The 22,843-nt window shown below is 45.6% G+C and carries 21 protein-coding genes and 2 pseudogenes; 10 read left to right on the forward strand and 13 right to left on the reverse strand.

The features are described 5' to 3' along the window. Positions 1 to 60 precede the first annotated feature (60 nt). On the forward strand, positions 61 to 915 hold the full coding sequence (locus Q1A41_RS04845; RefSeq protein WP_299975446.1) for an FHA domain-containing protein: 855 nt from the start codon (positions 61 to 63) through the stop codon (positions 913 to 915). Positions 916 to 1,031: 116 nt separating this feature from the next. Here Q1A41_RS04845 and Q1A41_RS04850 read toward each other — a convergent pair whose 3' ends face one another. From Q1A41_RS04850 to metH, 7 genes are all read right to left on the reverse strand, one after another. Then, on the reverse strand, positions 1,032 to 1,499 hold the full coding sequence (locus Q1A41_RS04850; protein ID WP_299975448.1) for a DoxX family protein: 468 nt from the start codon (positions 1,497 to 1,499) through the stop codon (positions 1,032 to 1,034). Positions 1,500 to 1,670: 171 nt separating this feature from the next. Further along, the gene (locus Q1A41_RS04855) at positions 1,671 to 2,453 is read right to left on the reverse strand and encodes a putative DNA-binding domain-containing protein (RefSeq protein ID WP_299975450.1); all 783 of its coding nucleotides are present in this window, start codon (positions 2,451 to 2,453) and stop codon (positions 1,671 to 1,673) included. Next, positions 2,450 to 3,385 carry a DUF692 domain-containing protein gene (locus Q1A41_RS04860; protein ID WP_299975451.1) on the reverse strand — a complete coding sequence of 312 codons (936 nt, stop codon included), beginning with the start codon at positions 3,383 to 3,385 and terminating at the stop codon, positions 2,450 to 2,452. Before Q1A41_RS04860 ends, Q1A41_RS04855 begins: the two co-directional genes overlap by 4 nt. Before the next feature lie 18 nt (positions 3,386 to 3,403). Continuing rightward, positions 3,404 to 3,685: a DUF2282 domain-containing protein gene (locus tag Q1A41_RS04865; RefSeq protein ID WP_299975453.1), complete on the reverse strand. Its 282-nt coding sequence runs from the start codon at positions 3,683 to 3,685 to the stop codon at positions 3,404 to 3,406. Positions 3,686 to 3,713: 28 nt separating this feature from the next. Next, entirely contained in the window at positions 3,714 to 4,193 is a 480-nt protein-coding gene (locus Q1A41_RS04870) for a YHS domain-containing (seleno)protein (RefSeq protein WP_299975454.1), read from the reverse strand. A gap of 487 nt (positions 4,194 to 4,680) precedes the next feature. Beyond that, positions 4,681 to 5,502: an AraC family transcriptional regulator gene (locus Q1A41_RS04875; protein WP_299975456.1), complete on the reverse strand. Its 822-nt coding sequence runs from the start codon at positions 5,500 to 5,502 to the stop codon at positions 4,681 to 4,683. A 369-nt stretch (positions 5,503 to 5,871) separates the two neighbouring features. Further along, positions 5,872 to 9,564, reverse strand: a complete 3,693-nt coding sequence (gene metH, locus Q1A41_RS04880) for a methionine synthase (RefSeq protein ID WP_299975458.1) — start codon at positions 9,562 to 9,564, stop codon at positions 5,872 to 5,874. A 400-nt stretch (positions 9,565 to 9,964) separates the two neighbouring features. Between metH and nfuA the strand changes: the two genes are divergently transcribed. After that, positions 9,965 to 10,564 carry a Fe-S biogenesis protein NfuA gene (nfuA, locus tag Q1A41_RS04885; RefSeq protein ID WP_299768817.1) on the forward strand — a complete coding sequence of 200 codons (600 nt, stop codon included), beginning with the start codon at positions 9,965 to 9,967 and terminating at the stop codon, positions 10,562 to 10,564. 106 nt (positions 10,565 to 10,670) lie between these two features. Here the strand turns inward: nfuA and Q1A41_RS04890 are convergent, their stop codons facing one another. The 3 genes from Q1A41_RS04890 to Q1A41_RS04900 all read right to left on the reverse strand — a co-directional run bounded on the left by Q1A41_RS04890 (position 10,671) and on the right by Q1A41_RS04900 (position 12,522). Further along, complete coding sequence (locus Q1A41_RS04890) at positions 10,671 to 10,853, reverse strand: hypothetical protein (protein ID WP_299768820.1); 183 nt, start codon at positions 10,851 to 10,853, stop codon at positions 10,671 to 10,673. A gap of 17 nt (positions 10,854 to 10,870) precedes the next feature. Continuing rightward, positions 10,871 to 11,674: a molybdate ABC transporter substrate-binding protein gene (modA, locus tag Q1A41_RS04895; RefSeq protein WP_299975460.1), complete on the reverse strand. Its 804-nt coding sequence runs from the start codon at positions 11,672 to 11,674 to the stop codon at positions 10,871 to 10,873. Positions 11,675 to 11,943: 269 nt separating this feature from the next. Next, entirely contained in the window at positions 11,944 to 12,522 is a 579-nt protein-coding gene (locus Q1A41_RS04900; RefSeq protein ID WP_299975462.1) for an NAD(P)H-dependent oxidoreductase, read from the reverse strand. Positions 12,523 to 12,701: 179 nt separating this feature from the next. Here Q1A41_RS04900 and Q1A41_RS04905 point away from each other — a divergent pair, with 179 nt between their 5' ends. From Q1A41_RS04905 to Q1A41_RS04915, 3 genes and pseudogenes are all read left to right on the forward strand, one after another. Beyond that, on the forward strand, positions 12,702 to 13,601 hold the full coding sequence (locus tag Q1A41_RS04905; protein ID WP_299975464.1) for a LysR substrate-binding domain-containing protein: 900 nt from the start codon (positions 12,702 to 12,704) through the stop codon (positions 13,599 to 13,601). A gap of 126 nt (positions 13,602 to 13,727) precedes the next feature. Then, positions 13,728 to 14,132, forward strand: a pseudogene (locus Q1A41_RS04910) (helix-turn-helix domain-containing protein); the annotation flags it as partial. Between the two features lie 7 nt (positions 14,133 to 14,139). Then, positions 14,140 to 14,406 (forward strand): annotated as a pseudogene (locus Q1A41_RS04915) (integrase core domain-containing protein); the annotation flags it as partial. A 96-nt stretch (positions 14,407 to 14,502) separates the two neighbouring features. Here the strand turns inward: Q1A41_RS04915 and Q1A41_RS04920 are convergent. Next, positions 14,503 to 15,000, reverse strand: a complete 498-nt coding sequence (locus Q1A41_RS04920; RefSeq protein WP_299975466.1) for a hypothetical protein — start codon at positions 14,998 to 15,000, stop codon at positions 14,503 to 14,505. Between the two features lie 1,444 nt (positions 15,001 to 16,444). Between Q1A41_RS04920 and Q1A41_RS04925 the strand changes: the two genes are divergently transcribed. Further along, a complete protein-coding gene (locus tag Q1A41_RS04925; RefSeq protein ID WP_299975468.1) occupies positions 16,445 to 17,065 on the forward strand; it encodes a DUF4823 domain-containing protein in 621 nt (206 codons plus the stop codon). A gap of 143 nt (positions 17,066 to 17,208) precedes the next feature. After that, entirely contained in the window at positions 17,209 to 17,781 is a 573-nt protein-coding gene (locus tag Q1A41_RS04930) for a DUF1285 domain-containing protein (protein WP_299975470.1), read from the forward strand. A gap of 92 nt (positions 17,782 to 17,873) precedes the next feature. On the opposite strand, the gene Q1A41_RS04935 is transcribed toward Q1A41_RS04930, so the two are convergent. Then, entirely contained in the window at positions 17,874 to 19,499 is a 1,626-nt protein-coding gene (locus tag Q1A41_RS04935; RefSeq protein WP_299976163.1) for an electron transfer flavoprotein-ubiquinone oxidoreductase, read from the reverse strand. Between the two features lie 661 nt (positions 19,500 to 20,160). Between Q1A41_RS04935 and Q1A41_RS04940 the strand changes: the two genes are divergently transcribed. Next, entirely contained in the window at positions 20,161 to 20,910 is a 750-nt protein-coding gene (locus Q1A41_RS04940; RefSeq protein ID WP_299975472.1) for an electron transfer flavoprotein subunit beta/FixA family protein, read from the forward strand. Between the two features lies 1 nt (position 20,911). Beyond that, a complete protein-coding gene (locus Q1A41_RS04945) occupies positions 20,912 to 21,841 on the forward strand; it encodes an FAD-binding protein (RefSeq protein ID WP_299975474.1) in 930 nt (309 codons plus the stop codon). Between the two features lie 139 nt (positions 21,842 to 21,980). On the opposite strand, the gene Q1A41_RS04950 is transcribed toward Q1A41_RS04945, so the two are convergent. Continuing rightward, positions 21,981 to 22,415, reverse strand: a complete 435-nt coding sequence (locus Q1A41_RS04950) for a hypothetical protein (RefSeq protein WP_299975476.1) — start codon at positions 22,413 to 22,415, stop codon at positions 21,981 to 21,983. A gap of 195 nt (positions 22,416 to 22,610) precedes the next feature. Between Q1A41_RS04950 and Q1A41_RS04955 the strand changes: the two genes are divergently transcribed. Beyond that, entirely contained in the window at positions 22,611 to 22,811 is a 201-nt protein-coding gene (locus Q1A41_RS04955) for a DUF2788 domain-containing protein (protein ID WP_299975479.1), read from the forward strand. Positions 22,812 to 22,843 lie beyond the last annotated feature (32 nt).

Genomic DNA, 22,843 nt, shown 5'->3' on the forward strand with positions numbered 1-22,843 from the left:
GTAGTAAGAATAAGTAAAAGGTCGAAAATGATGGTTGAGTGCACAAGCGACAACTGTAAATTGAAGAATCCTCAAACAGGCGAGCTGTTATCTTTAAGCGCCTCTACCATCCTGGGGCGTAGTGATGATTGTGACATAGTTCTAAAAAGCGATGTGGCCTCTCGCCGACATGCCTCCATCGAGATCAAGGATGGCAAGTTGGTTTTGTCAGACTTGGGTTCAAGTAATGGCTCGTTTCTTAATGGTGAGAAAATAAACGATTCCTCTGATCTATTCGATGGCGATTTAATTGTGATCGATACGGACAGTTTTAGTGTTATTTCGCCCAATAAGCGTGAAGCCGAAGCGGATATTCCATCGGTTTGGTCTGAAGGAGAAGGCTTAGAAAGCGCTTCTCAGACCCAAATTGTGTTTGATGTAGAGCGGTCTGCGGCTGTTTCAGACTACATGGCAGGCCGTATTGATATTCCAGCGCTTGGCGCTGTCCCACGTTTAGTTGGGCTATCAGACGCTGTTAGAGGTCGAATCTATGAGCTACAAGGTGATCAAGCGACGAATATCTGGCACCTAGGGCGTTCTGAAGAAGTGGACATTGTTATCGACGATGGCAGTGTTTCTGGTAAGCACGCCCAATTGGTAAATGACGGTGTACTCTGGAAAATTGTTAATTGGATGTCTACCAATGGTACCTTCGTAAATGATAAAAAGGGTTTATCGACCTTTTTGAAGTCTGGCGACATCATCCGCTTAGGGTCTGTGGAGTTTGCCTTCGAAGCGAGACTGTCCAATAACAATTCAGCAGCCGCTAGCGTTAAAACGGCTAGCCCAGAATCCGGCTCATCGAAGACTGGCCTAATCATAGGAGCAGTCGTTGTAGTAGTGGCTATAGCAGCGGCTGCGGTATTTTTGCTCTAAGAATTTAGAGTAGTAAATAAAAAAAGCCGCTATAGCGGCTTTTTTTATGTCCTTTTTATATTCGTTCTATGAAAGGCATAAAAAGGAGTAGTTGCTATTCAACAACGGCTGGCAAGTCAAAGCTCAGTGTTGTTCTTAGCAAAAAACTTAGCAATCAATGTATCGATAGCCAAAAGGCCGGAGCCCCACAGTACATTCAGACCCAATAATAGACCCCAGATAACATGCCCAGCAAAGGCTGCGGGTGCTATTTCTTCCAAGCTAATTACGGCAACAACATTTACTACGCTCAATCCAAGTGCCGCAAATCGTGTGCTGATACCAAAGGCCAATAAAACCGGTAAAACAATTTCACCTGCAGTACCTAGAAATGCGGCTACAGCCGGAGACAGAAAGGGCACCTGATACTCGTATTCAAAAAGAAAAAGCGTTGTTTCCCAATCATTGAGCTTTGTTAAGCCCGATGCAAAAAATACCCAAGCGACGTAACAACGCGCAAGCAACAATGCTAGGTGCTGGGGGTATTCTAAATATCGGCTTAACTGCAAGTAGTTGTGGTAGTGGTTGCGTATACTAGAGTTCATAATATTCTCCGTTTTAACTCGTCTAATTGGCTCTAGCTAATGAAGAGCACAAGGTAAAAAGTTCGCTTAGTAATATTTAAAAAATGCTATAAAAATGGTGCTGCTGTATGTTGGTGATTCCAGTTTCCCGATCTTACTGAGGTGATTCTTGTTACGTTCTATGTTCACGGATCATTGAATGTAAAGTTCACTAATGGCTTGGTGTTGGACCAGTAAATTCAATACGTTGCCCAGGTCTAAGCCATTATTTTCGGCAGTCCGGTGTGCTTCGATCTCGATCGTGTCTAGAGCAGATCCAATACTTAAGCCCTTCATACAAGCTGAGATAAATGCGAATTCATTCTTTGCCACTGCTGTTGAGTCAGCCTTATAACGACAGCGATAAATCATCAATCGCTCTTCATATTCGTCTTGCTCAAGCTTTTCCTTAGCAAGCTGCAGATACTGATCAGTATCGGCAGCTTCGCTGAGGTTCGCTCGATAAATATCCTCTACAGGATATGGGCTTTCCAGTAGCCGAAAACTTTCTTGAAAGCGAATGTAGACATTGTCGATATCGCTTTCTTGCAGTTTGAAAACACTGGATTGATCGAATAATTCATCTCTCGATCTCTCGCTTTCAAATATTAGCGCTTCGTAATGGGCCACATCGCTAAGATAGGGGTATGATTCAAAGGCTTCATTGCTGGCAATAATCTTAGCGAGTAATTGCCCAAATTCAGACCAGTCCGCGGTTTGCAATGGCTGTTGCTGCAAATTCATTGCCGCCAGCCCTTTTAGGGCTTCATCGCCAATTAATTGCCGAGTGCAAGGGTAGGCAATAGACAAGCTTCTAAAGGCACTGGCCAGTAGATTGTTCTGATAAACCTGAGTATGTGCTGCTGATGTTTGTTGCTCACCAAAGCGGTATATATCTTCGAGCAGGGAGCCTTGTAGTGTCTGGATATCACTCATGACGGTAGCGCCTGTTTTAGGTAATGCTCTGACTCTAGCTCACTGACAATAGCCCGTGCTTTGTCTAGTTCAGCCACTAAAGTTTCCCAGCTGGGTAGCGAATTGTCCCATTCAATCAAAGTGGCAACTTTGCCAAGGCGCTGAATAGTGTTGCGATACAAGGCCCAGCATTCATCAGATACGGCCTGAGAGTGATCGTCGACATAAAAACCGGCTACCTTATCCTGGCTAAAGCCAGCAAGATGAATCTCTTGCACGGCATTAAGGTTTATGGATTCGGTCCAGCTAATAGCATCGTGAAGCGGATTACTACTTTGCTTATTGTGGGCGTTGATCAAGATGTTGTTTAGATCAAGTAGCAGCCCGCAGCTGGTTTTTTCGACAAGCTGGTTTAAGAAGTCTGTTTCCATCATTTCATCTTCATAGTATTGAAAATACGATGATAGATTTTCAACAAGGATTTGGCGGCCTAACTTGTCTTGAACATAATTGACGTTGTCGCTTAGTGCCGAAAGCCATTCTCGGTTAAACGCTAGGGGTAATAGATCACTAGTAAATATTGACTTGGCGTTTTTATCGGAATTAATCGCAGCCCGGTTAAAGCTTGCATGATCGGATAAAAATAGGGGTTTGTGGTCCTGATTTAATCTTGCGATAGTATCCATATAGCTATCGCTGGGTCGATCGATTGAACCTAGCCCCATGGCAGTGCAGTGTAAACTCAGCTCGTAATGCTTAGAGATCTCACGAATAAGCTCGGCACTGGCCCCGCCAGGGGCGAAGAAATTTTCAGTGTGTACTTCCACAAAGTCGATATCAGCGGGACAGGTCAGGGCCTGCTGGTAATGCTCGTGACGCAAGCCAATACCAAATAGCTGTGCATCATTAAGCGCTTTTGTTGGATTGCTCGATGATATAGCAGGCCCTAACATGTTTATCTCCCTGATCGATTAAGCTTTTTTAGAAGCTTTGTACTTCTTTTTGGCTTCAGCTTTCAGCATGCCGCCAAGGTCTACGCAAGTGCCTTTGGCTACGAGCTTCCATTCACCTGGATCGTTATCAACCTTTGATTGGCCTGCACATGAATGTGTGCCAGCTAGGTTGCCACAATCATTTTGGCCAGCTTTGGCAACGCCGTAGCATTTTTCTTTCGCTGCGGCTTCACTGACCGGAACCATGGTGGTGGATACTAATGCGGCTAAAGCCGCGCTTGCTAAAATACTCTTGTTCATAGCTATATTCTCCGCTAATGTTGGAAAATTACTCTTCAGCCAAAACTTCAGCGTCTACAGTACGGATGCCATTCCAGTTACGGTAGGCTGTTGTTAGATTGCCGTCGATGTCAGTAGACCATTTCTTTTGAACATCTTTGTTAAGATTTAAGTAAAGCTTGTTGTCAACAATCTTCCAAGCGTATGGGTCAACGTCTAATTTCTTATTCAGTGCAACACCCATCGCGCAGTAACCACCAAATTGTGGTGCGTACTTTTCAGGTGAGGCCTTAAATAGATCGCGGTTGCTCGCACTGCTAAAGTGGAAGATGGCACCTTTGTGGGTTGCAGTGTACTTGGTGCTACCTTTGCTAGGCTTGCCTTTCTTAAAGTAAGAAACGGCATCGTAACCACTGATCGCCAAATCGTTTTTGTCAGCGTTAACACCAATGTCGGCTGCAAACGTTAGGCTGCTCATGGCAATAGCAGAAGCGGCAGTTAAGGTTTTTAGTACTCGATTGAATTTCATAATTTCCTCGCTAAGTCTTTAGGTTTTTGGCCATCGCTTGGCCTATTAAGCTGTGATGACTCTTCAATCACGGTGACCAGTATAGGTAGGAAAAAATATTTAAATTAACCAAACGTACAGAAAAACGAGCCAATCGTTCAGCCTTACAAAGGTTTACTTTGGTCTTGTCGTCTGCTTTACAGTTGCTTGATTTTACTTTGCGTTGAATGTGAATATGGTTTTTTCTAGCGGGCTGGAAATATATTGGAATCGCATAAGCTAATAAGTAATTAATTTGTCGAGCTTAGCTTTCATACTTTTCATTTTTGAGGACAGAGTAATGGTGCTTAATGAGCGTCTTTTAGACACAAGGCTTGCTTGTGACGCTACAAACATAAAGAAAATGTAGATTGCTTTGCTTATGCTAATTGCAAATTAACTAAGTCAGTTAGGATGGCTGGAAGGGCGAGAGGAATAAGGGGCTTAAAAGGGCTTAGTGCTTATCTAGTTAAGCACTAAGCTTCTCTTTAAGCCATTCTTTAGGGCTGATTCCATAACGTTTGCGAAACACTCTGCTTAGAGCCGAAGCGTGTTCGTAGCCCACTTCATGGGCCACCATACTCACCGGTTTGTTGTTAATAAGAAGCTCTTGGGCCTTAACTAATCGTATTTCGGTAAGATATTCATTGGGCGTCTTACCAACAGTATCTTTAAACAAGGTGGCAAACTTTGAGCGTGACATGCTTGCCGTCGCTGCCATGGTATCTAGGTTCCAACTATCTGACGGGGCTTTTTGAATGGCGGCTATAAGTTTGGATAACTGTGGGTGCACCAAGGCTGAAAGGATCCCGTGGACTACAAGCCCTTTTTCAGTAATATGTCTAAGGATCTGGATAAATATAATGTCGCTAAGCTTGTCCAGCATCATTTGCTTTCCGGGCGTCTCTTGGAAAGCTTCTTCAAACAGCCAGTTTGCTGCGCGTTGAAGCTGCTGGTGGCTAGCGCCATCAAAATAAATGAAGCGGGGTAGGGAATTAACGAACTTTTCTTGTCCCTGCCCAAAATGAATCTTGGCGCAGACCAGTTCGGCGTGTTCACTATCGCCCACGGAAAGTCGATGATTTGATTTGCTAGGGATAAAAATCACAGATGGGCGATCTAGAAATATTTTGTGGCCGTCCTCAGTGACAATGTTTAACGTCCCTGATTTTAAGACATGTAAATGCCCACAGCTGTTGTCGCCGATGGATTGCAAGCCGCACAGCTGGCCACTGAAAAACACCTCTGTATTGAAGTCGATTAAACCCGCCGCTTCACTAAGCTGATCCATACTTAAAGCTTCTTATCATTGATGGAGGTTGTACTGTGCGTCTTTACATTGCTTGAATCAAGCTCGATAAACAAAACTTGATAATCAACAAATGGGCTTTACTCAGATTTTTGAGGGCTCACAGTTTTCTGTGTTTAAAGTCCTAAAAACCTCGAATTATTGCTGGTGGTGTTGGCTTATAAGCGTAAGGCTTATAGGTGAAAGGGGATTGCTTGATGCCCGAAAAATGGATGTTTCTGATCTCTATAGCTGATTGATCGGCTGGGCGCAGCTTTACACCTGCCGATCTACTACTATTAGCGTGCAGCGCTAGGAGTTGCCGATATAGGATGTGATAACTGGGCTGGATAGATTTCTAGAAACTGGCCTTTAATAGGCCAGATTCGGTCGTATCCACTTTTCGATATCTTCTTGCTTAAGGTTTCGGCGTTGCGCAATGGATTGCACCTGATCTTCCTGGATTTGGCCAACATTAAAGTACTTACTTTCTGGGTTAGCAAAATACCAGCCAGAAACTGAGGCAGCGGGCGTCATGGCGAAATGCGTACTGAGCTCTACGCCAATATTTTCTTGGGCATTTAGTAGTTCGAAGAGAAATTCCTTCTCGCTGTGATCCGGACAGGCTGGGTAGCCAGGAGCGGGGCGTATGCCCCGGTACTTCTCTTTGATAAGTTCTTCATTGCTAAGCTGTTCATCGGCCTGATAGCCCCAAAACTCTTTACGAACCCGCTGGTGCATATGTTCAGCAAAGGCTTCGGCCATACGATCTGCCAAGGCCTTAACCATAATTGCCGAATAGTCGTCACCGTTACTTTCGTACTCTTTAGCAAGGGCTTCGGCCCCAAGGCCGGTGGTCACACAAAATCCACCAATATAATCTTGCTTACCACTATCTTTGGGGGCAATAAAGTCCGCAAGACTCAATAGTGGCGGCTCCGCAACATCTCTGGTTGCTTTAATAGCCTGTTGACGAATTGGCTGAATGTTACCCAGAATCTTGCCATTGGAATCGCTTATTTGAATGTCTTCTTGATTGACTTGGTTGGCTGGCCAAATACCAATTACGCCTTTCGCTTGCAACTGTTTTTTCTCGATCAGCTCTTTAAGCATCTTTTGGGCGTCGGCAAATAGGCTGCTGGCCGCTTCGCCAACGATTTCATCTTCTAGAATAGCGGGGTATTTACCAGCCAAATCCCATGAGATAAAGAAAGGTGTCCAGTCGATAGTGTCGACAAGCGCTTCTAATGGGTAGTCATCAAACACTTGAGTTCCGATCAGCTTGGGCGTAACCGGTGTAAAGGCATCCCAGTCTATCTGCAAGCCTCGACCTTTACTTTCTTCATAGCTAATTTGTTTGCCCTTGGGCTTGCGATTGGCGGTGCGTTCGCGAACTTTTACGTACTCACTTTTAATATCATCAATATAGCTTTGTTTGTCCTTAGACAGTAACTTGCTAGCGACACCTACTGCTCGCGAAGCGTCCGCAACATAAATAGCTTGATCAAGATCGAACTCGGGATCAATTTTTACTGCGGTGTGGGCTTTTGATGTTGTCGCGCCGCCAATCAGCAGTGGTTTTTGAATATTCTGTCGCTGCATCTCTTTGGCAACGGTAACCATTTCATCAAGCGATGGAGTGATAAGGCCTGATAAACCGATAATGTCGCAGTTTTCTTCAACGGCAGTTTTTAAGATGTCTTCGCAAGGCACCATCACGCCAAGATCAATCACCTCAAAGTTATTACACTGTAATACCACGCCAACAATATTTTTTCCGATATCGTGCACGTCACCCTTTACGGTGGCCATGAGAATGCGGCCATTGCTCTTTGCGCCTTCGTCTTTCTCATCTTCAATATAGGGCTGCAGATAGGCTACCGACTGTTTCATGACGCGGGCCGATTTGACCACCTGGGGAAGAAACATCTTACCTTGGCCGAATAAATCACCCACAACGTTCATGCCGTCCATTAACGGGCCTTCGATAACATCGAGAGGGCGCGTACTAGCGATGCGGGCCTCTTCGGTATCTTCTTCAATAAAATTGTTTATGCCTTTTACAAGGGCGTGCTCCAAGCGTTTACTTACAGGCCATTCGCGCCATTCTAGGTTTTCTGTTTTTGCGCCACTGCTACCGTCACCGCGATACTTATCGGCTATTTCAAGTAAGGCCTCGGTAGCTTCCTCGTTGCGGTTGAGGATTACGTCTTCAACTTTATCTTTTAGTTCTTGCGGTAAGTCATCGTAAACGGCGAGCTGGCCAGCATTTACGATGCCCATGTTTAGACCGGCTTTAATGGCGTAATACAAAAATACCGAGTGAATCGCTTCGCGTACTGGGTTATTTCCCCTAAACGAGAATGAAACATTACTTACGCCACCAGAAACACCGGCGTGAGGAAGGTTTTCACGAATCCAGCGCGCTGCTTCAATAAAGTCGACGGCGTAGTTGTTGTGTTCTTCAATACCGGTGGCTACAGCAAAAATATTGGGATCAAAAATAATATCTTCGGGCGGAAAGCCTACTTTGTCGACCAATACTCGGTAGCTGCGTTCGCAGATTTCAATTTTTCGCGCAAGGCTATCGGCCTGTCCCTCTGTATCAAAGGCCATTACAACAACAGCGGCGCCGTAGCGCATGCAAAGTTTTGCCTTGGCAATAAAGTCTTCTTCGCCTTCTTTTAAACTAATCGAGTTAACGACGGCCTTACCCTGTATGCATTTTAAGCCAGCTTCGATAACTTCCCACTTAGAGGAGTCCACCATGATAGGTACGCGGGAAATATCAGGCTCACTAGCGATCAGGTTCAAAAACTTCACCATCGCCGCTTCGGCATCCAGCATGCCTTCGTCCATATTGATGTCGATAATTTGCGCGCCGTTTTCTACCTGCTCTTGGGCAACCTCTAGAGCAGTGTCATAATCTTCTTCGATAATCAGGCGTTTAAAGCGCGCGGAGCCGGTGACATTACAACGCTCGCCTACATTGACGAACAGAGAATTTTTCTCGATATTGAATGGCTCCAAACCGGCTAAGCGGCAGGCGACATCAAGGTCTGGAATTTTACGAGCCGGATGTTTGGCAACCGCATCGGCGATAGCCTTAATGTGGGCGGGCGTTGTACCGCAGCAACCGCCGATGATATTTACAAAGCCGCTGGCTGCAAATTCTTCAACGACTGTCGCCATTTCTTCTGGCGTTTCATCGTATTCACCAAATTCATTAGGCAAGCCGGCATTAGGGTGCGCCGAAACAAAACAGTTAGCAACCCGAGAAAGTTCTTTTAGGTAAGGGCGCAACTCATCGGCACCGAGTGCACAGTTCAAGCCAATTGAGATAGGTTTGGCGTGAGCTAAGGAGTTGTAAAAAGCTTCTGTAGTTTGTCCAGAAAGGGTGCGGCCAGATGCATCGGTAATCGTACCCGAGATCATAATAGGTAAGCTTTGGCCGACTTCCTCAAAATATTCCTGTACCGCAAACACCGCAGCTTTGGCGTTTAGGGTATCAAAGATGGTTTCAATCAAGATAAGATCAACGCCACCGGCGATAAGCCCGGAAACCGCTTCACGATAGTTTTCAACTAATTGGTCAAAGGTCACGTTACGTGCTGCAGGATCATTGACATCGGGTGATATTGAGCAGGTGCGGCTGGTGGGGCCAATCACTCCAGCAACATAGCGCGGACGATCGGGCGTTTTTGCCGTCATGGCATCAGCGGCTTCGCGTGCTACTTTGGCCGACGCTAGGTTGATCTCATAAGCCAGCTCTTCCATTTGGTAATCGGCCATAGAAACCTGGGTGGCATTAAAGGTATTGGTTTCAATAATATCGGCACCGGCTTCCAAGTAGGCCGTGTGGATGTCTCGAATAATATCTGGCTGGGTGATCGATAGCAGGTCATTGTTACCGGCCACGTCCATATGGTAATCCGCAAAGCGCTTACCGCGATAATCAGCTTCTTGCAGCTTGTAGCCTTGAATCATGGTGCCCATACCGCCATCCAGCATCAGGATACGATCTTGCAGTTGTTCTCGAATATCAGGGCGTGGGCTTTGACTCATGGTTTCTTTCCTTCTTGCTTCGGCGCTACAGCTCTTCTAAATAGTGGTTTAAAACAGCTGGGCGAGGCGCTACATTTGCTATATGCCACAATGACTAGTTAAAGCTACGGCTAGTATTGGCTTGTTCTTAACTATAATTCTTAAAGATAGATCTTAAAGTCAGCTCTTAAAGAAAATTCATATAGCTTCGCATTATACCTATATCAAAATATTTCGATATAGATTTTGAATTCTAAGCTTATTCATATATTGAGGCTGCTTGATTGCCGCGCCGCACTACATCGCTGGTCATATAAATTTGTCTTAGCGCTAAACCCACTTCACACACAAGGTTTTTATATTAGCTTTCATGATTTAGAATAACCGACCTGTGAATTAAGGTATTTAAAGAGCCTGTTATATGAGTGATACGCCTGTAGTCGATGTGGATTTTACCCCTTCAGCCCAAAGCTATTTAGCTGAATTACTATCAAAGCAAGACGGTGAGGGCATTGGTATTCGCATGTTTGTATCAAACCCAGGGACACCACAAGCGGAAACCTGCATAGCCTATTGTCGTCCTGGCGAAGAGCAGGAAGGTGATATCCAAGTTCCTTTGGATGGCTTTACTGCGCATTTCGAGGCGCGCTCCATACCTTTTTTAGCCGAAGCTAAGGTTGATTACTCGGCGGATAAAATGGGCGGCCAGCTCACGATTCGAGCGCCTAATTCAAAAATGCCTAATGTTACCGACGACAGCCCGTTAGAAGATAAGATCAACTACATCTTATTCAACGATATCAATCCGGGTTTGGCGTCTCATGGTGGTGAAGTGAGCTTGATTGAGATTACCGATGACAACTACGCAGTATTGCGCTTTGGTGGTGGCTGCCAGGGTTGTGCCTCAGTGGATATGACTCTTAAAGATGGCGTTGAAGGCACTTTAAAAGCTAAGCTGCCAGAACTTGCGGGTGTTCGCGATATCACTGACCATAGTGATCGCTCTCAAGCTTACTATTAAGCGCCGCCCGTATTTCATTCCTTTCAGCTTAACGCTAAGAATGCGCCCAAAGCCGATGTCTCGCAGAGGCTTTGGGGCTTGTTTCAAAGCTTTTTAGTTGCTTCAGCTAACTTAAAGGCACTAAAAATAGCCAAGATTCCCCGCTATCTAAGTCGTGCATTACATTATCAACGACAAACTGCTCACCCTCTAAAACCAGTTGCTCACCAATGGTAACCGGGTTTCGAAATAGCTGGTCTTCATAGCTGTAGCTATCTTCTTTGCTGACGTGTAGATGGTAGATGTACACACAAACTCCTTGAGGTCTTATTTGCTGTCTAGGTCTTTTGAGTCAGAATAGGGGATGCTGTAGCCATGTGACTCGATAATCAGGCGCGCTTTAGGTGTTTGTAAAAACTGCCAAAAAGCCGTGGCTGCTGGTTTGTTGCTACCGCGCTTAAGCAAAACGGCGTCTTGTAAAATGGCAGGGTGCAGCTGCTTGGGGACTTGCCAGGCATTATTACGGTCTTCCGCTTGCAAGTTCAACCATTGGGATTTGGCTATAAAACCCGCGTCCACTTGGCCAGCTTGAGTAAAGTGGTAGGCCTGTGCGATGTTTTCACCTTGTATCTGTACTATGTTGCCCGCTTTGTTCGGTTTTGCTTGATTGGCAAGCATTTTTAAAACACTGTGCGCAGCTCTACCATAAGGGGCGAGCTTGGGGTTGGCGAGGGCAATTTTCCCAGCTTCTTGCTTAAGGAATTCAGCGTTTAGTTTTTTATTACGGTGCTCGGCATGGCTAGACCATAGGACTAAGGCCCCCTCAGCGTAACTAAATTGACTATCCGCGAGTGCAAATTCTTCATCAACTAGCTGTTTTGGGCGAAGCTGATCTGCAGACAGAAATATATCAAAAGGCGCGCCGTGCCGAATTTGGGCGGCGATCTTGCCGCTAGAGCCCAATACAAAGCGAACCTTGTGGCCGCTTTCTTTACTGAATTCTTGACCGATCTGGCGTGCGCTATGGGCAAAGTTTGAGGCTACAGCAACGGTTATTGTTGCTGAATAAGATTTTGAAATATTGTTAATAAACAATAAGGTGGAGAATAAAGCTAGAATTAGCTTCACCACAAAAACTCCCGAATTTATAGTTTCCTTAAAGTAACAAATTCAGGATTCTATTGCAGTAAATTATAGAATAAAAGCTGTAGTGAGCTGTTGTTGCTGCGGAAGTCGGATCTGAGGATAAAAAAAGCCGCCTATAATACAGGCGGCGCAAGGGTCTTAGGGTGTTCTCTATTACTTAATAACTTAGATCATATATCGGATATATGCAAAAGTGATTGATGAAGCAAACGACTTTTTTCACACTTTTGTATCAATTTCTATTGTTTTTTCGCCTATTTCGCCAGCAGAGCATCAATTTGGCGCTCTCCGTCACTTAACACTTCCGCTTGCGAGCCCTTTGAGCCACTGGCATCGATGTGATATATCTCCTTAACGCCAATAAAGCGGCATACCTGCTCGATATAGCTGCTGCAATGATCATAGCTACTGCCTACAGGTGTGCCGCCAGTTACGGTGATGATATAGGCCTTCTCAATATTACAGAGGCCTTGCGGGCCTTGCTCTGTATAGTGAAAGGTCTTTCCCGCGACACAAATGGCATCAATCCAAAGCTTTAAATAACTCGACACGCTGAAGTTATACATGCTGGCGCCAATAACTAGGGTGTCAGCTTGCTTTAACTCGTTAATTAGAGTGTTGGATAGCTCCACAAAGTTACTTAGGCTGGCATTTCCGTTATCAGTTCCATCTTTAAAGGCCATCAAATCTTCGGCGCTTGGGAGGCTAACGGGGTTTGACACGAGATCACGGTAAACCGTTGGCTTATCCAGCTTAGCTGCAAGGTATTGGCCCAGCTTGCGACTGTTGGAGCCTGTTAAATTAGCGCTGCTGTCGATGTGTAAAGTAGTCATTTTTAAGCCCTGTATTAAATAATTGTTCAAATTTGTTTTTGGTTTATTAAGCTTGTTTAGCAGAGCATGCTTTGATAGGACGCACTGCAATAAACTGTTAAGAAGTATTTTATGGATTGACAGCTTTTTAATAAGCGGTAAATACTGCATAAAACCTTCAATTAAATTGAACAGTTGCTATGAGATCTCAAATAACCCTAGAAGTGCTTGAAATCCTGGATGCTATTGATCGTCGAGGCAGCTTTGCTAAGGCGGCCGAAGAGTTGAATAGGGTGACCTCGGCATTATCGTATTCTGTGCAAAAGCTTGAGGAACAGCTGGATATTGTAGTGTTTAGGCGGCAAGGGCGCCGGTCAGTGCTCACGCCAGCTGGAAAGTTGCTCCTGGATGAAGGGCGGCAGCTATTGCAGGCTAGCAATGATATCGTCTTAAAAGCGAAAGAGGTGGCTAATGGCTGGGAGCCAAGGATTCGTATTGCCGTTGAATCGCTGCAGAATTATCCCAATTTTTTTGCTGTGGTATCTGGCTTTCTGCAAGAACACCCCAGCATGGAAATTGATATACAAGAATCTGTTCTTAACGGTGGCTGGGATGCTTTGGCCAGAGCTGAGGTCGAGCTACTTGTAGGTGCGCCAGGGCCGGTACCCAGCAACCAGGGAATAAGAGTGGAGCCCTATGGTCTGGACGCGCTGATCGAGCTAATATCATCCAGTCACCCTTTGGCCGAGCAGGCCGCTAATGCTGATTTGGTAGACCAGGTGTACCCGAATCTTAGGCGTGTAGTGCTGCACGACACCTCGGTGGTTGATGTTGCCCGAAGCGCAGGCCTTGGGCTGCAATCACAGCGTTTTTATGTGCAAACCATGGAGCAAAAATACCAGGCCATAAAAGCTGGCGTAGGAATCGGCTTTGTACCTACGCATCGCGCCGAGAAGGCGATAGAAAACGGTGAGCTTATCAAAGTCGCTAAACCGGTTATGGATAAACAGCAGCATTACTTGGCCTGGAAGGTAAGTAACAAGGGCAAGGGCTTGCAAGAACTATGTCGGCGTCTATTGCTGGAGGGTAGTGCGGTTTAGGGTGCTGTCTACTTATCATTAAGTGTATTCGCTCAGACTAGATCTGACACTTCGTCTTGAAAAAGAGAGAGTTACCCGTTTTGATAAAGGTGTCGCAGCTTTAATCAAAACAAAAAGGTAACTCTCATGATCCATACTTACAACCCCATCATTAAACACAAGGCCAACTTGCTCAATTTAGCAGAAGATCTGGGCAATGTTTCCAAAGCCTGTAAAGTCATGGGTGTAACACGCGATACGTTCTATCGTAATCAAGAACTTGTTGAAGACGGAGGTATAGATAATCTGATCTACAAGAGCCGTAAAGTACCAAATCCCAAGAACAGAGCGGATGCGGCGACAGAACAGGCTGTAGTCACTTGCGCCATCGAGCAGCCGGCTCACGGCCAGCATCGAACCAGCAATGAATTAAGTAAAACAGGTGTGTTTGTCTCAGGCAGTGGCGTCCGCTCGATCTGGGTACGCCACAACCTGGAAAACTTCAGAAAGCGCCTAAAAGCCCTTGAGGAAAAGGTGGCCAATGACGGTTTATTCTCAGTTCAGGCAACAATTGTGGCGCTACCGCTTTGAACAAAGCATGAGCCGCCGTGGCTACTGTTGGGATGCTCCGATGGACCGACTGTTTAGAAGTTTAAAAACAGAATGGGTGCCGAATACAGGTTGCTGATCGATCACAGAAGCCACGATCGATATAGGCTGGTATCTAATGACTTATTACAATCAGCGCAGGCCGCATGCAGCTAACGATGGCCTGCCGCCTGTTGCAAAGGAAGAAAAACTTAAATCAGTGTCAGGTAATTGTTGACCATTACATTTATCATTGCACCCAAAAACAATAGTACGAAGCAAACCGAATAGAAAGCACTATGTAATTTAACCTCGGCACTAAAATTCATTTATGTCATTGGCAGTTAATCCCGCAAGAATCACCGTTTGCGAGACTTAGCCCTGTAGTACAGGTTTGTATAGGAGCAGTGCTAGCCGAACAGGCTGCAGGTAATGATATGCTTATAACCGTCAGCGTAACTCCTGAATTGTTTTGATACGAATTATTCGAGCCGTTATTAATTGGGTGTCCAGCATCACAATTTGAACCGGAAATATCATTAAGTGTTATGCCGCCGCCGCCGCCGGCTCCGCCAGCTTCCGCGTGCTGAATGAAATAAAATCCATTTATAGCAATTATTCCGTATAGAAATAAAAGCGCTTGCGTGCCTTTCAACTTGCCTATCTTTCTAACGATGAAAATTAAAAATACTGCTAAAACCGCTAATAAAATAGGGCTCTGAGTAAAAACCTCTTGGGCGGGCATGGCGCAAATTACAATTTGCGCGCTAGCTGTGGTGGAGAGAAAAAGTCCAAGAGATAAAAGGGCTAACTTTATTCTTATATTGCTCATCAAAAATAGTCCATAAGTATTGTTTATTGTTTATTGTTATGTTAATAGTAAGGTATTTAAAAATCGAGTCAAACAAACCCTCATATCATAGTAGTGCTACCATCTAGAACTATAAAGCAACTATAGCCCCCCAGCTCTACTCGGGTAATTCAGTTCTAAAAAAAGCCACTGAGAGGCAGCGACTATCAAGATCTCGGTGCGTAAGGGGCGCACTAAGTAGGGTGTCGAAGGTGAAATTAAATGATAAAATCACATCACAACATATCCTACATTTTTAGCATTAATATTTGCTGAATTAGATTCTATCGCGATATTTATGTGCTTATTCATCGCTAGTGGCCGGTGGTGATTGACTCCCATACTTGATTGGTCGAAATTTCCAAGAGTTGATTATCTGGCAGTTGAGTACTCGGTGAAAACGAGTTGATGTATTCATCGTACAATTCGATGTTATTGCGCGCAAAGCGACCCCTGTCAAAGAGCAGAGTTGAATAAACATATACGGCCCTTTGTTCATAGTCGTTGGATAGGTTTTGGTATAATCCGAAGATTGATTTTTTCATTGCAAGTAACCTTTTAATCGCAGCAAATAAAATCAGCCCCCACTTAGTTGGTAATCGAATTGTGCCACAAGCTAGTAAAAGCTCTTCGCTTATAACCAGAAATATTAATAGACACCACCTTGCTTGAATGCGCGTTGGTAATTAGGCACGCAACACATTGATTTTGGGCAGGAAAAGCTTTGCCAAAATTTTTCCAAATCCAGTGGTTCATACAGTAGAGGGGATTTCTGTAAGCTTTTGATTTTTCTCTATTTTCCTTTTTTGCGTTTTTTTCCGTATTTCACAGATTTTAAGGGGCTAAAAAGGGTGTTTTTCTTAGGTAAATCAAAGACTTAATAAAAAAAACCCGACGTCTGGGGGAGAGCATCGGGCCAAGACCATTAGGAGTAAACACGTCGTTGAACATAGCTTTGAAGAAAGATAACAGTGCTCTGTTCGATCTATAAGATGAAGACTGGCTGCTGTCATTTACCTTACTGGCGTTATTAAGTATTAATCAAATCAGAAAAAATGCCAGTGAAATATCGTCTTTGCTTAAATGTTTTTTTCATGTTCCTAAGGCTTCGAAATACTCAATTCTTATATCCAACCTATTGCTGAGCTCTGGGGTAATTAATCGCTATTTGTTATTAATTTCGTGGAATATAAACGTGCTTGCTATATAACTTCAGCGGCTATTAGTTGGCACTATCGTCACAAAAAGCCGCCTTGGCCTCTTTATTGCTATGTTTTCTGTATTGATCACTGCAACTGAGTCGCCCCTCCAAAAATAGCCTAGTCTGATTGTTATGTGGCTTATTACCAGCTACGTGCTGGACAAAAATTTCCTGTAGGAAATTAAAAAGGGAAGCTTGTTGCCGCTTATATACGGGAAGAGCGTTATGAAAACGAGTAAGTTTACCGCTGCAAAATACTTGTCGATCACTTTATTGCTATCGATGCTAATGGCCTGCACGCCGCAATACAGTTATCAGGTGGTCCAGGAGATTCCGTCCTATCTTCAAATGAGTAATAAAGTGAATATTACTCGCCAGCAGCAGTGGCGGCTTAATGCCCATACGCCTTTGTATATTGCTATGGCTAAAAATGATCTTATTCCCCGTACCGAGCTGACCATCACAGAGAGCCTATACGATGCTTTGCTGGAGCAATTTCCATTGAGCAAAGCGTCTTCCAATCCTGCTAGTTTAGGCGAGGCTCTAGCCAGCGCTCGCTTGATGCGCATGCCAATCACGGTGTTCCATCAGTTATCCTACATGGAGGACAATATCAGCAGCTGGCAGGAGTACGATCAAGATATGGACTCCGGCAAAGCGATGGGCCGCGATCGTCTGCGCCTTCAGATACAGCTTTACGATAGCTATAGCGGCAAGCTGTTGGATTCAGCCATATTGGATTCGGTAAGTCGCCGTTTAGCATGGTCTGAGGTAAGTCCTATTGAGCTATTGCGCATGGCATCTGCAGATTATGCTCAGCAGTTAACTATGGTTAGCGCCCCCTGATAACCACGTTGAGACAAAGACGAAGGGTTCTTGCATCGCAGGCTGACTATGGGCAGACTGTAGCGCCCTAATGCTGGGAACAAAAAATCCTCCGTTGTATGGCCATCGATTGTTGGCTAGTGAGACTTAAAGAGAGGGTGCTTATGCCAAGCAGGAATTATAATTTAAGACCTATGCTAGACCCAGAACAACTGAGCCAGGCCGTTCAACAAGCCGCTACGCCAGGATCCAAGCCTCCAGTTCATTTATGGAACCCTGATTTCAGCGGTGACATCGATATTGTTATCTCGGCTGACGGGCAGTGGTTTCACGAAGGTGATCCTATTCGCCGCCTACCTTTACGGGCACTGTTTGCCTCGATTCTTAAGCGCGAAGGCGATGAGTACTTTTTGGTAACCCCGATTGAGAAGTGGCGCATCCAAGTCGAAAGGCAGGCATTTTGTCTAACTCAAATGATGGAGTTGGAAGAAGATGGTGTGTTTTTCTTGGAATTTCGTAATGAAATTGGAGAATCTGTTCGCCTAGATGCTAAGCATCAAATTTGGTTTGAAAGCTATGGTGAGCAAAGCATCCCTTGTATTGCCGTGCGAGATGGCTTAAATGCGAGCTTATCGCGATCGGTCTTTTACGAGCTGGTAAATCTTGCCCAAGACTGTGAGGGTGAAATGCAGGTGTTTAGCGGCGGAGTCGGCTGTTCCTTAGGGAAAATATATTAACCAGCTTGAAAGCTCTTGTTGCTGCTAAGTAAAATAGATGACCTTAAAAAAGGGCCCGCAGGCCCTTTTTTAATGTCGCAACAAGCTTTGCGTTACATATTTGGATAGTTAGGGCCGCCAGCGCCCTCTGGGCATACCCAGGTAATGTTCTGGCTTGGGTCTTTAATATCACAGGTTTTACAGTGTACGCAGTTCTGGCCATTAATTTGGAACTTCTTGCTGCCATCTTCCTGCTCGACAACCTCGTAAACACCCGCAGGGCAGTAGCGCTGCGCTGGCTCATCCCACTTGGCGTAGTTCACATCCATTGGAATGGCGTCGTCTTTTAAGGTTAAGTGGCAAGGCTGATCTTCTTCATGATTAGTATTCGATAGGAATACCGAAGAAGGCTTATCAAAGCTCAGTACGCCGTCTGGTTTCGGGTAGTCGATCTTCTTGGCCTCTGAAGCCAGTTTCATGCCTTCATGGTCTGGCTTAGGATCAGATAGTGTCCAAGGCAGGCTGCCATTAAAGATATTGATATCGATAAAGGCATAGGCCGAACCAATGATGTTGCCCCACTTATGCTGTGCAGGGCCGAAGTTGCGCTGGGTGTGTAGCTCTTTCCATGCCCAAGAAGCTTTGTAGGCCTCGGTAAAATCGGTTAGATCTTGACCATTGCGCTCTTCTGTAATTGCTTTAACTACCGCTTCAGCACCTAGCATGCCAGATTTCATCGCGGTGTGGCTGCCCTTAATTTTGGCAAAGTTCAGGGTGCCTGCGTTATCACCGAGTAACAAACCGCCAGGGAAGGTCATCTTCGGCTGTGACTGGATGCCGCCTTTGGCGATAGCTCGAGCACCGTAAGAAAGACGCTCGCCGCCTTCTAGGTATTGCTTGGCTACTGGGTGATGCTTGTAGCGCTGGAACTCGTCGAAGGGGCTCAAGTGCGGGTTAGTGTAGGAAAGGTCGGTAATTAGGCCGATTACTACCTGGTTGTCTTCGATGTGGTACAAGAAAGTACCACCCGCAGACCCAGATTCGCTCAGAGGCCAGCCTGCGGTGTGCACAACCAAGCCTTGCTGGTGCTGTTCCGCTGGAACCTTCCAAATCTCTTTAATGCCGATACCGTAATGCTGTGGCTCTACGTCTTTATCCAGCTCGTATTTGGCGATTAGCTGCTTACCCAGTTGACCGCGACAGCCTTCGGTGAATAGGGTGTATTTACCGTGCAGCTCCATGCCTGGCATGTAGCTGTCTTTTTGCTGGCCATCTAAACCGATGCCCATATCGCCTGTTGCAATACCTTTAACACTGCCGTCTTCGTTATAGACGACTTCGGCGGCGGCAAAGCCAGGGAAGATCTCTACGCCCATGGCTTCGGCTTGCTCAGCCAACCAGCGGCACAAGTTACCAAGGCTGATAATATAGTTGCCTTCGTTGTGCATGGTTTTTGGGGTAAAGAAGTTTGGAATCTTGATGCTGTTTTCGGCGTTGCGCAGCATGTAGATATCATCACCTGTGACTTCGGTGTTGAGTGGCGCGCCACGTTCTTTCCAATCAGGGAACAGTTCATTTAAGGCAGTGGGCTCGAATACCGCACCCGAAAGGATGTGGGCTCCAACCTCTGAACCTTTTTCAACTAGGCAGACAGAGATTTCTTCGTTCAGCTGTTTTATACGACAGGCTGCTGATAAACCGGCAGGGCCAGCACCAACGATAACCACATCGTATTCCATATATTCTCTTTCCACAGTCTCACTCCTGGCAAATCTAGCTAATACGGTTGTGCCGTTTGTCTAAATAGCGGCACTTCTATAATACAAACCGAGAGGCTTGGCTTTTTATCAACCCAAAACATCCGGGTTAAGCTTCATTATTGGCTTAGCTTAACCTTTCTAAACCTTTTAACGCCATTCATAGTTTTGATACCCATTATCGATACTGTCGATTCAAGGCTAAAACTGTTGGCAAAGCGCTCAGATAATTAAAACTAATACCCAATTTCTCTAGTATTGGCGCGGATTATAGCCGTGACGGCCTAGATAGACCAATGGTAAAAAGGCGCAAAGCTATGACCGAATGTTCCACCATTTAAGTAGTGGGATGCGACATTCGCCCAATAACTGCCTAATAAATGAGCCTTAAAAAGGTACTGTCTGTGGAAAAAATGACTAATTTCAGTGACTTTGATCAATCTTGCCATCACCCCTGAGCAGAACAGGTATTGATTTTAAGGGGCTGCTGCTTCAACATACTCGCCGCTCGAAGTCGGCTGTAATAAGCTTTTATTAAAGCCAGAGCACTGCGGGAATGTGGTACCACTCTTAAAACAACAAGGGCGTAAAGCCAGAGGGTGCTGCCGCGTTTATCCTTCAACGATAAGCGAATGGGAAACCGATGAAGATTCTTGTTGCTGTTAAACGCGTTGTGGACTACAACGTCAAAGTACGTCCAAAGTCAGACGGTACTGACGTTGATATTGCCAACGCTAAAATGTCTATTAACCCTTTCTGTGAAATTGCTGTTGAAGAAGCGGTTCGCCTAAAAGAGAAGGGCGTTGCGACTGAAGTAGTCGCTGTATCACTGGGTACTAAACAATCCCAAGAACAAATTCGTACTGCGATGGCCCTGGGTGCCGATCGCGGCATCTTGGTAGAAACCGATGCTGAGCTGCAGCCATTAGCTGTAGCGAAGTGTTTGAATGCCATCATCGCCAAGGAATCTCCTGATCTTGTGATCATGGGTAAGCAGTCCATCGACGGTGATAACAACCAAACTGGTCAGATGCTAGGTGCATTGAGCAATATGCCTCAGGGTACTTTCGCTTCTGAAGTTGCGGTTGAAGACGGCACGGTTAACGTAACTCGCGAAATCGACGGCGGTCTACAGACTGTTAAGTTGAACTTGCCAGCGATCGTTACTACCGATCTGCGCTTGAATGAGCCTCGCTATGCGTCTTTGCCTAACATCATGAAGGCTAAGAAGAAGCCACTAGATACTACAACGCCTGACGAGTTGGGTGTTGATGTAGCTCCACGTGTACAAACCTTGAAAGTTGAGCCACCTGCCGAGCGCAGTGCGGGCATCAAGGTTGCGGACGTAGCTGAGCTGGTTGAGAAACTAAAAAATGAGGCGAAGGTGATCTAAGATGAGTATTTTAGTAATTGCAGAACACGATAATGCTAGCCTCAAGGCCGCTACTCTAAACACTTTGGCTGCGGCTAAAGCGATTGGTGGTGACGTACATGTACTAGTTGCTGGCTCTGGCTGTGGTGCCGCGGCTGAAGCGGCTGCCCAAGCTGATGGTGTGGCGAAAGTATTAGTTGCTGACAATGCCGCATACGAATATCAGTTGGCTGAAAACGTTGCAGCGCTAGTTGCTGATTTGGGTAAAGATTACACCCACGTTTTAGCTTCTGCGACCAGTAACGGTAAAAACATCATGCCTCGCGCTGCGGCTTTGCTGGATGTTCAGGCTATTTCTGACATTATTTCTGTTGAGAGCAGCGATACCTTTAAGCGTCCTATCTACGCTGGTAACGTGATCGCAACAGTGCAAAGCTCTGACGCCATTAAGGTGATCACTGTTCGTGGTACAGCGTTTGACGCTGTGGCAGCCGAAGGTGGTTCTGCCGCTGTTGAATCTATCGATAATGCCCAAGATGCTGGTGTTTCTTCTTTCGTTGGCGAAGAGCTAGCGAAGAGCGATCGTCCTGAGCTAACCGCTGCCAAGATTGTGATCTCTGGTGGTCGTGGTATGCAGAATGGCGAAAACTTCGAAATGCTGTACAAGGTAGCTGACAAGCTAGGTGCTGCGGTAGGTGCTTCGCGTGCTGCGGTAGATGCCGGCTTCGTACCTAACGATATGCAGGTTGGTCAAACCGGTAAGATCGTTGCGCCTGAGCTGTACATTGCTGTAGGTATCTCTGGTGCTATCCAGCACTTGGCAGGTATGAAAGATTCTAAGGTTATCGTTGCAATCAACAAAGACGAAGAAGCACCAATCTTCTCTGTAGCTGACTACGGTCTAGTTGCTGATTTGTTTGAAGCTGTGCCTGAGTTGGAATCTTCCATCTAAGCCGGTCTTGAGTTTATTGATGGAGAAGGGCGGCTTGCTGCTCTTCGCTGAGCTTTGGGCTCAGGTGATTTCCATCAGTAAATTTCAAGCATAAAAAAAGCCGCAATAGCGGCTTTTTTTATGGCTGCGAATTAATCAATTATTCGCTTTTTAGCTTTTCAAGAGCGCCTTCAGCTTTCTCTTTTAGCTCGTTCATTTTTTCTTCGTCCTGAACGGCTTCTTCAACCTTGTTCATAGCGTCGCCAGCCGCTTCTTCAACTTTATCAGCAACAGCACCAACAGCTTCTTTGGCGCCTTCACCTAGCTCACCAGCTGCTTCTTTTGCGCTATCGCTCATTTCGCTCATGGCGTCTGAAGCTTGCTCTTTAAGGCCAGATGCAGCGTCTTGAGTCGCTTGGGCGGCTTGATCCAATAGATTACCAGATTCCGCTTTAGCTTCAGCAGCTGCTTCTTCAACAGCAGCGGCCGCTTTTTTCTCTTCGCTAGCGTCTTGTGAACAGCCAGCCAATGCCAAAACAGAAGCTGCCGTGAAAGCCAATAGACCGTTACGCATCAATTTAGTGTTAATTTTCATTCTATATCCCCTTTGTCTTCACTTATAATAAACCTAATACAGGTATATTAGGCGCGGCATCAAGACCCTTGTTCCTGGCAGCGCCTTTTTACTTTTATGAGCCCGCTCTTATGAGCGACTCAGGCAGTGTATCTGGCTTATCCTGAATAGAAAAGTAACCGATACCACATTTTTGCGAAGAGTTTGGAGTTATTAGTGGATATTGAAGTATTTGAAACCTGGTCACTGTATCTTGGGGTCGGTGGCTTAATCGCCTTTATGGCATTTATTGTTTGGGATTTAGCCAAGCAGTCAAATGCAGGGCGCTTCGGTACCATGATTTTGTTTACGGCTCTTGGCTTGGGGGTTCTGGGTTTTATCATAAAAACCGTCATTGTACAGATGATGGAGCAGTAAGCTCGTCAGCATCAAATCGCTAGCCATAGCTG

The sequence above is a fragment of the uncultured Pseudoteredinibacter sp. genome, assembly GCF_947502065.1.
Lineage (GTDB): Bacteria > Pseudomonadota > Gammaproteobacteria > Pseudomonadales > Cellvibrionaceae > Pseudoteredinibacter.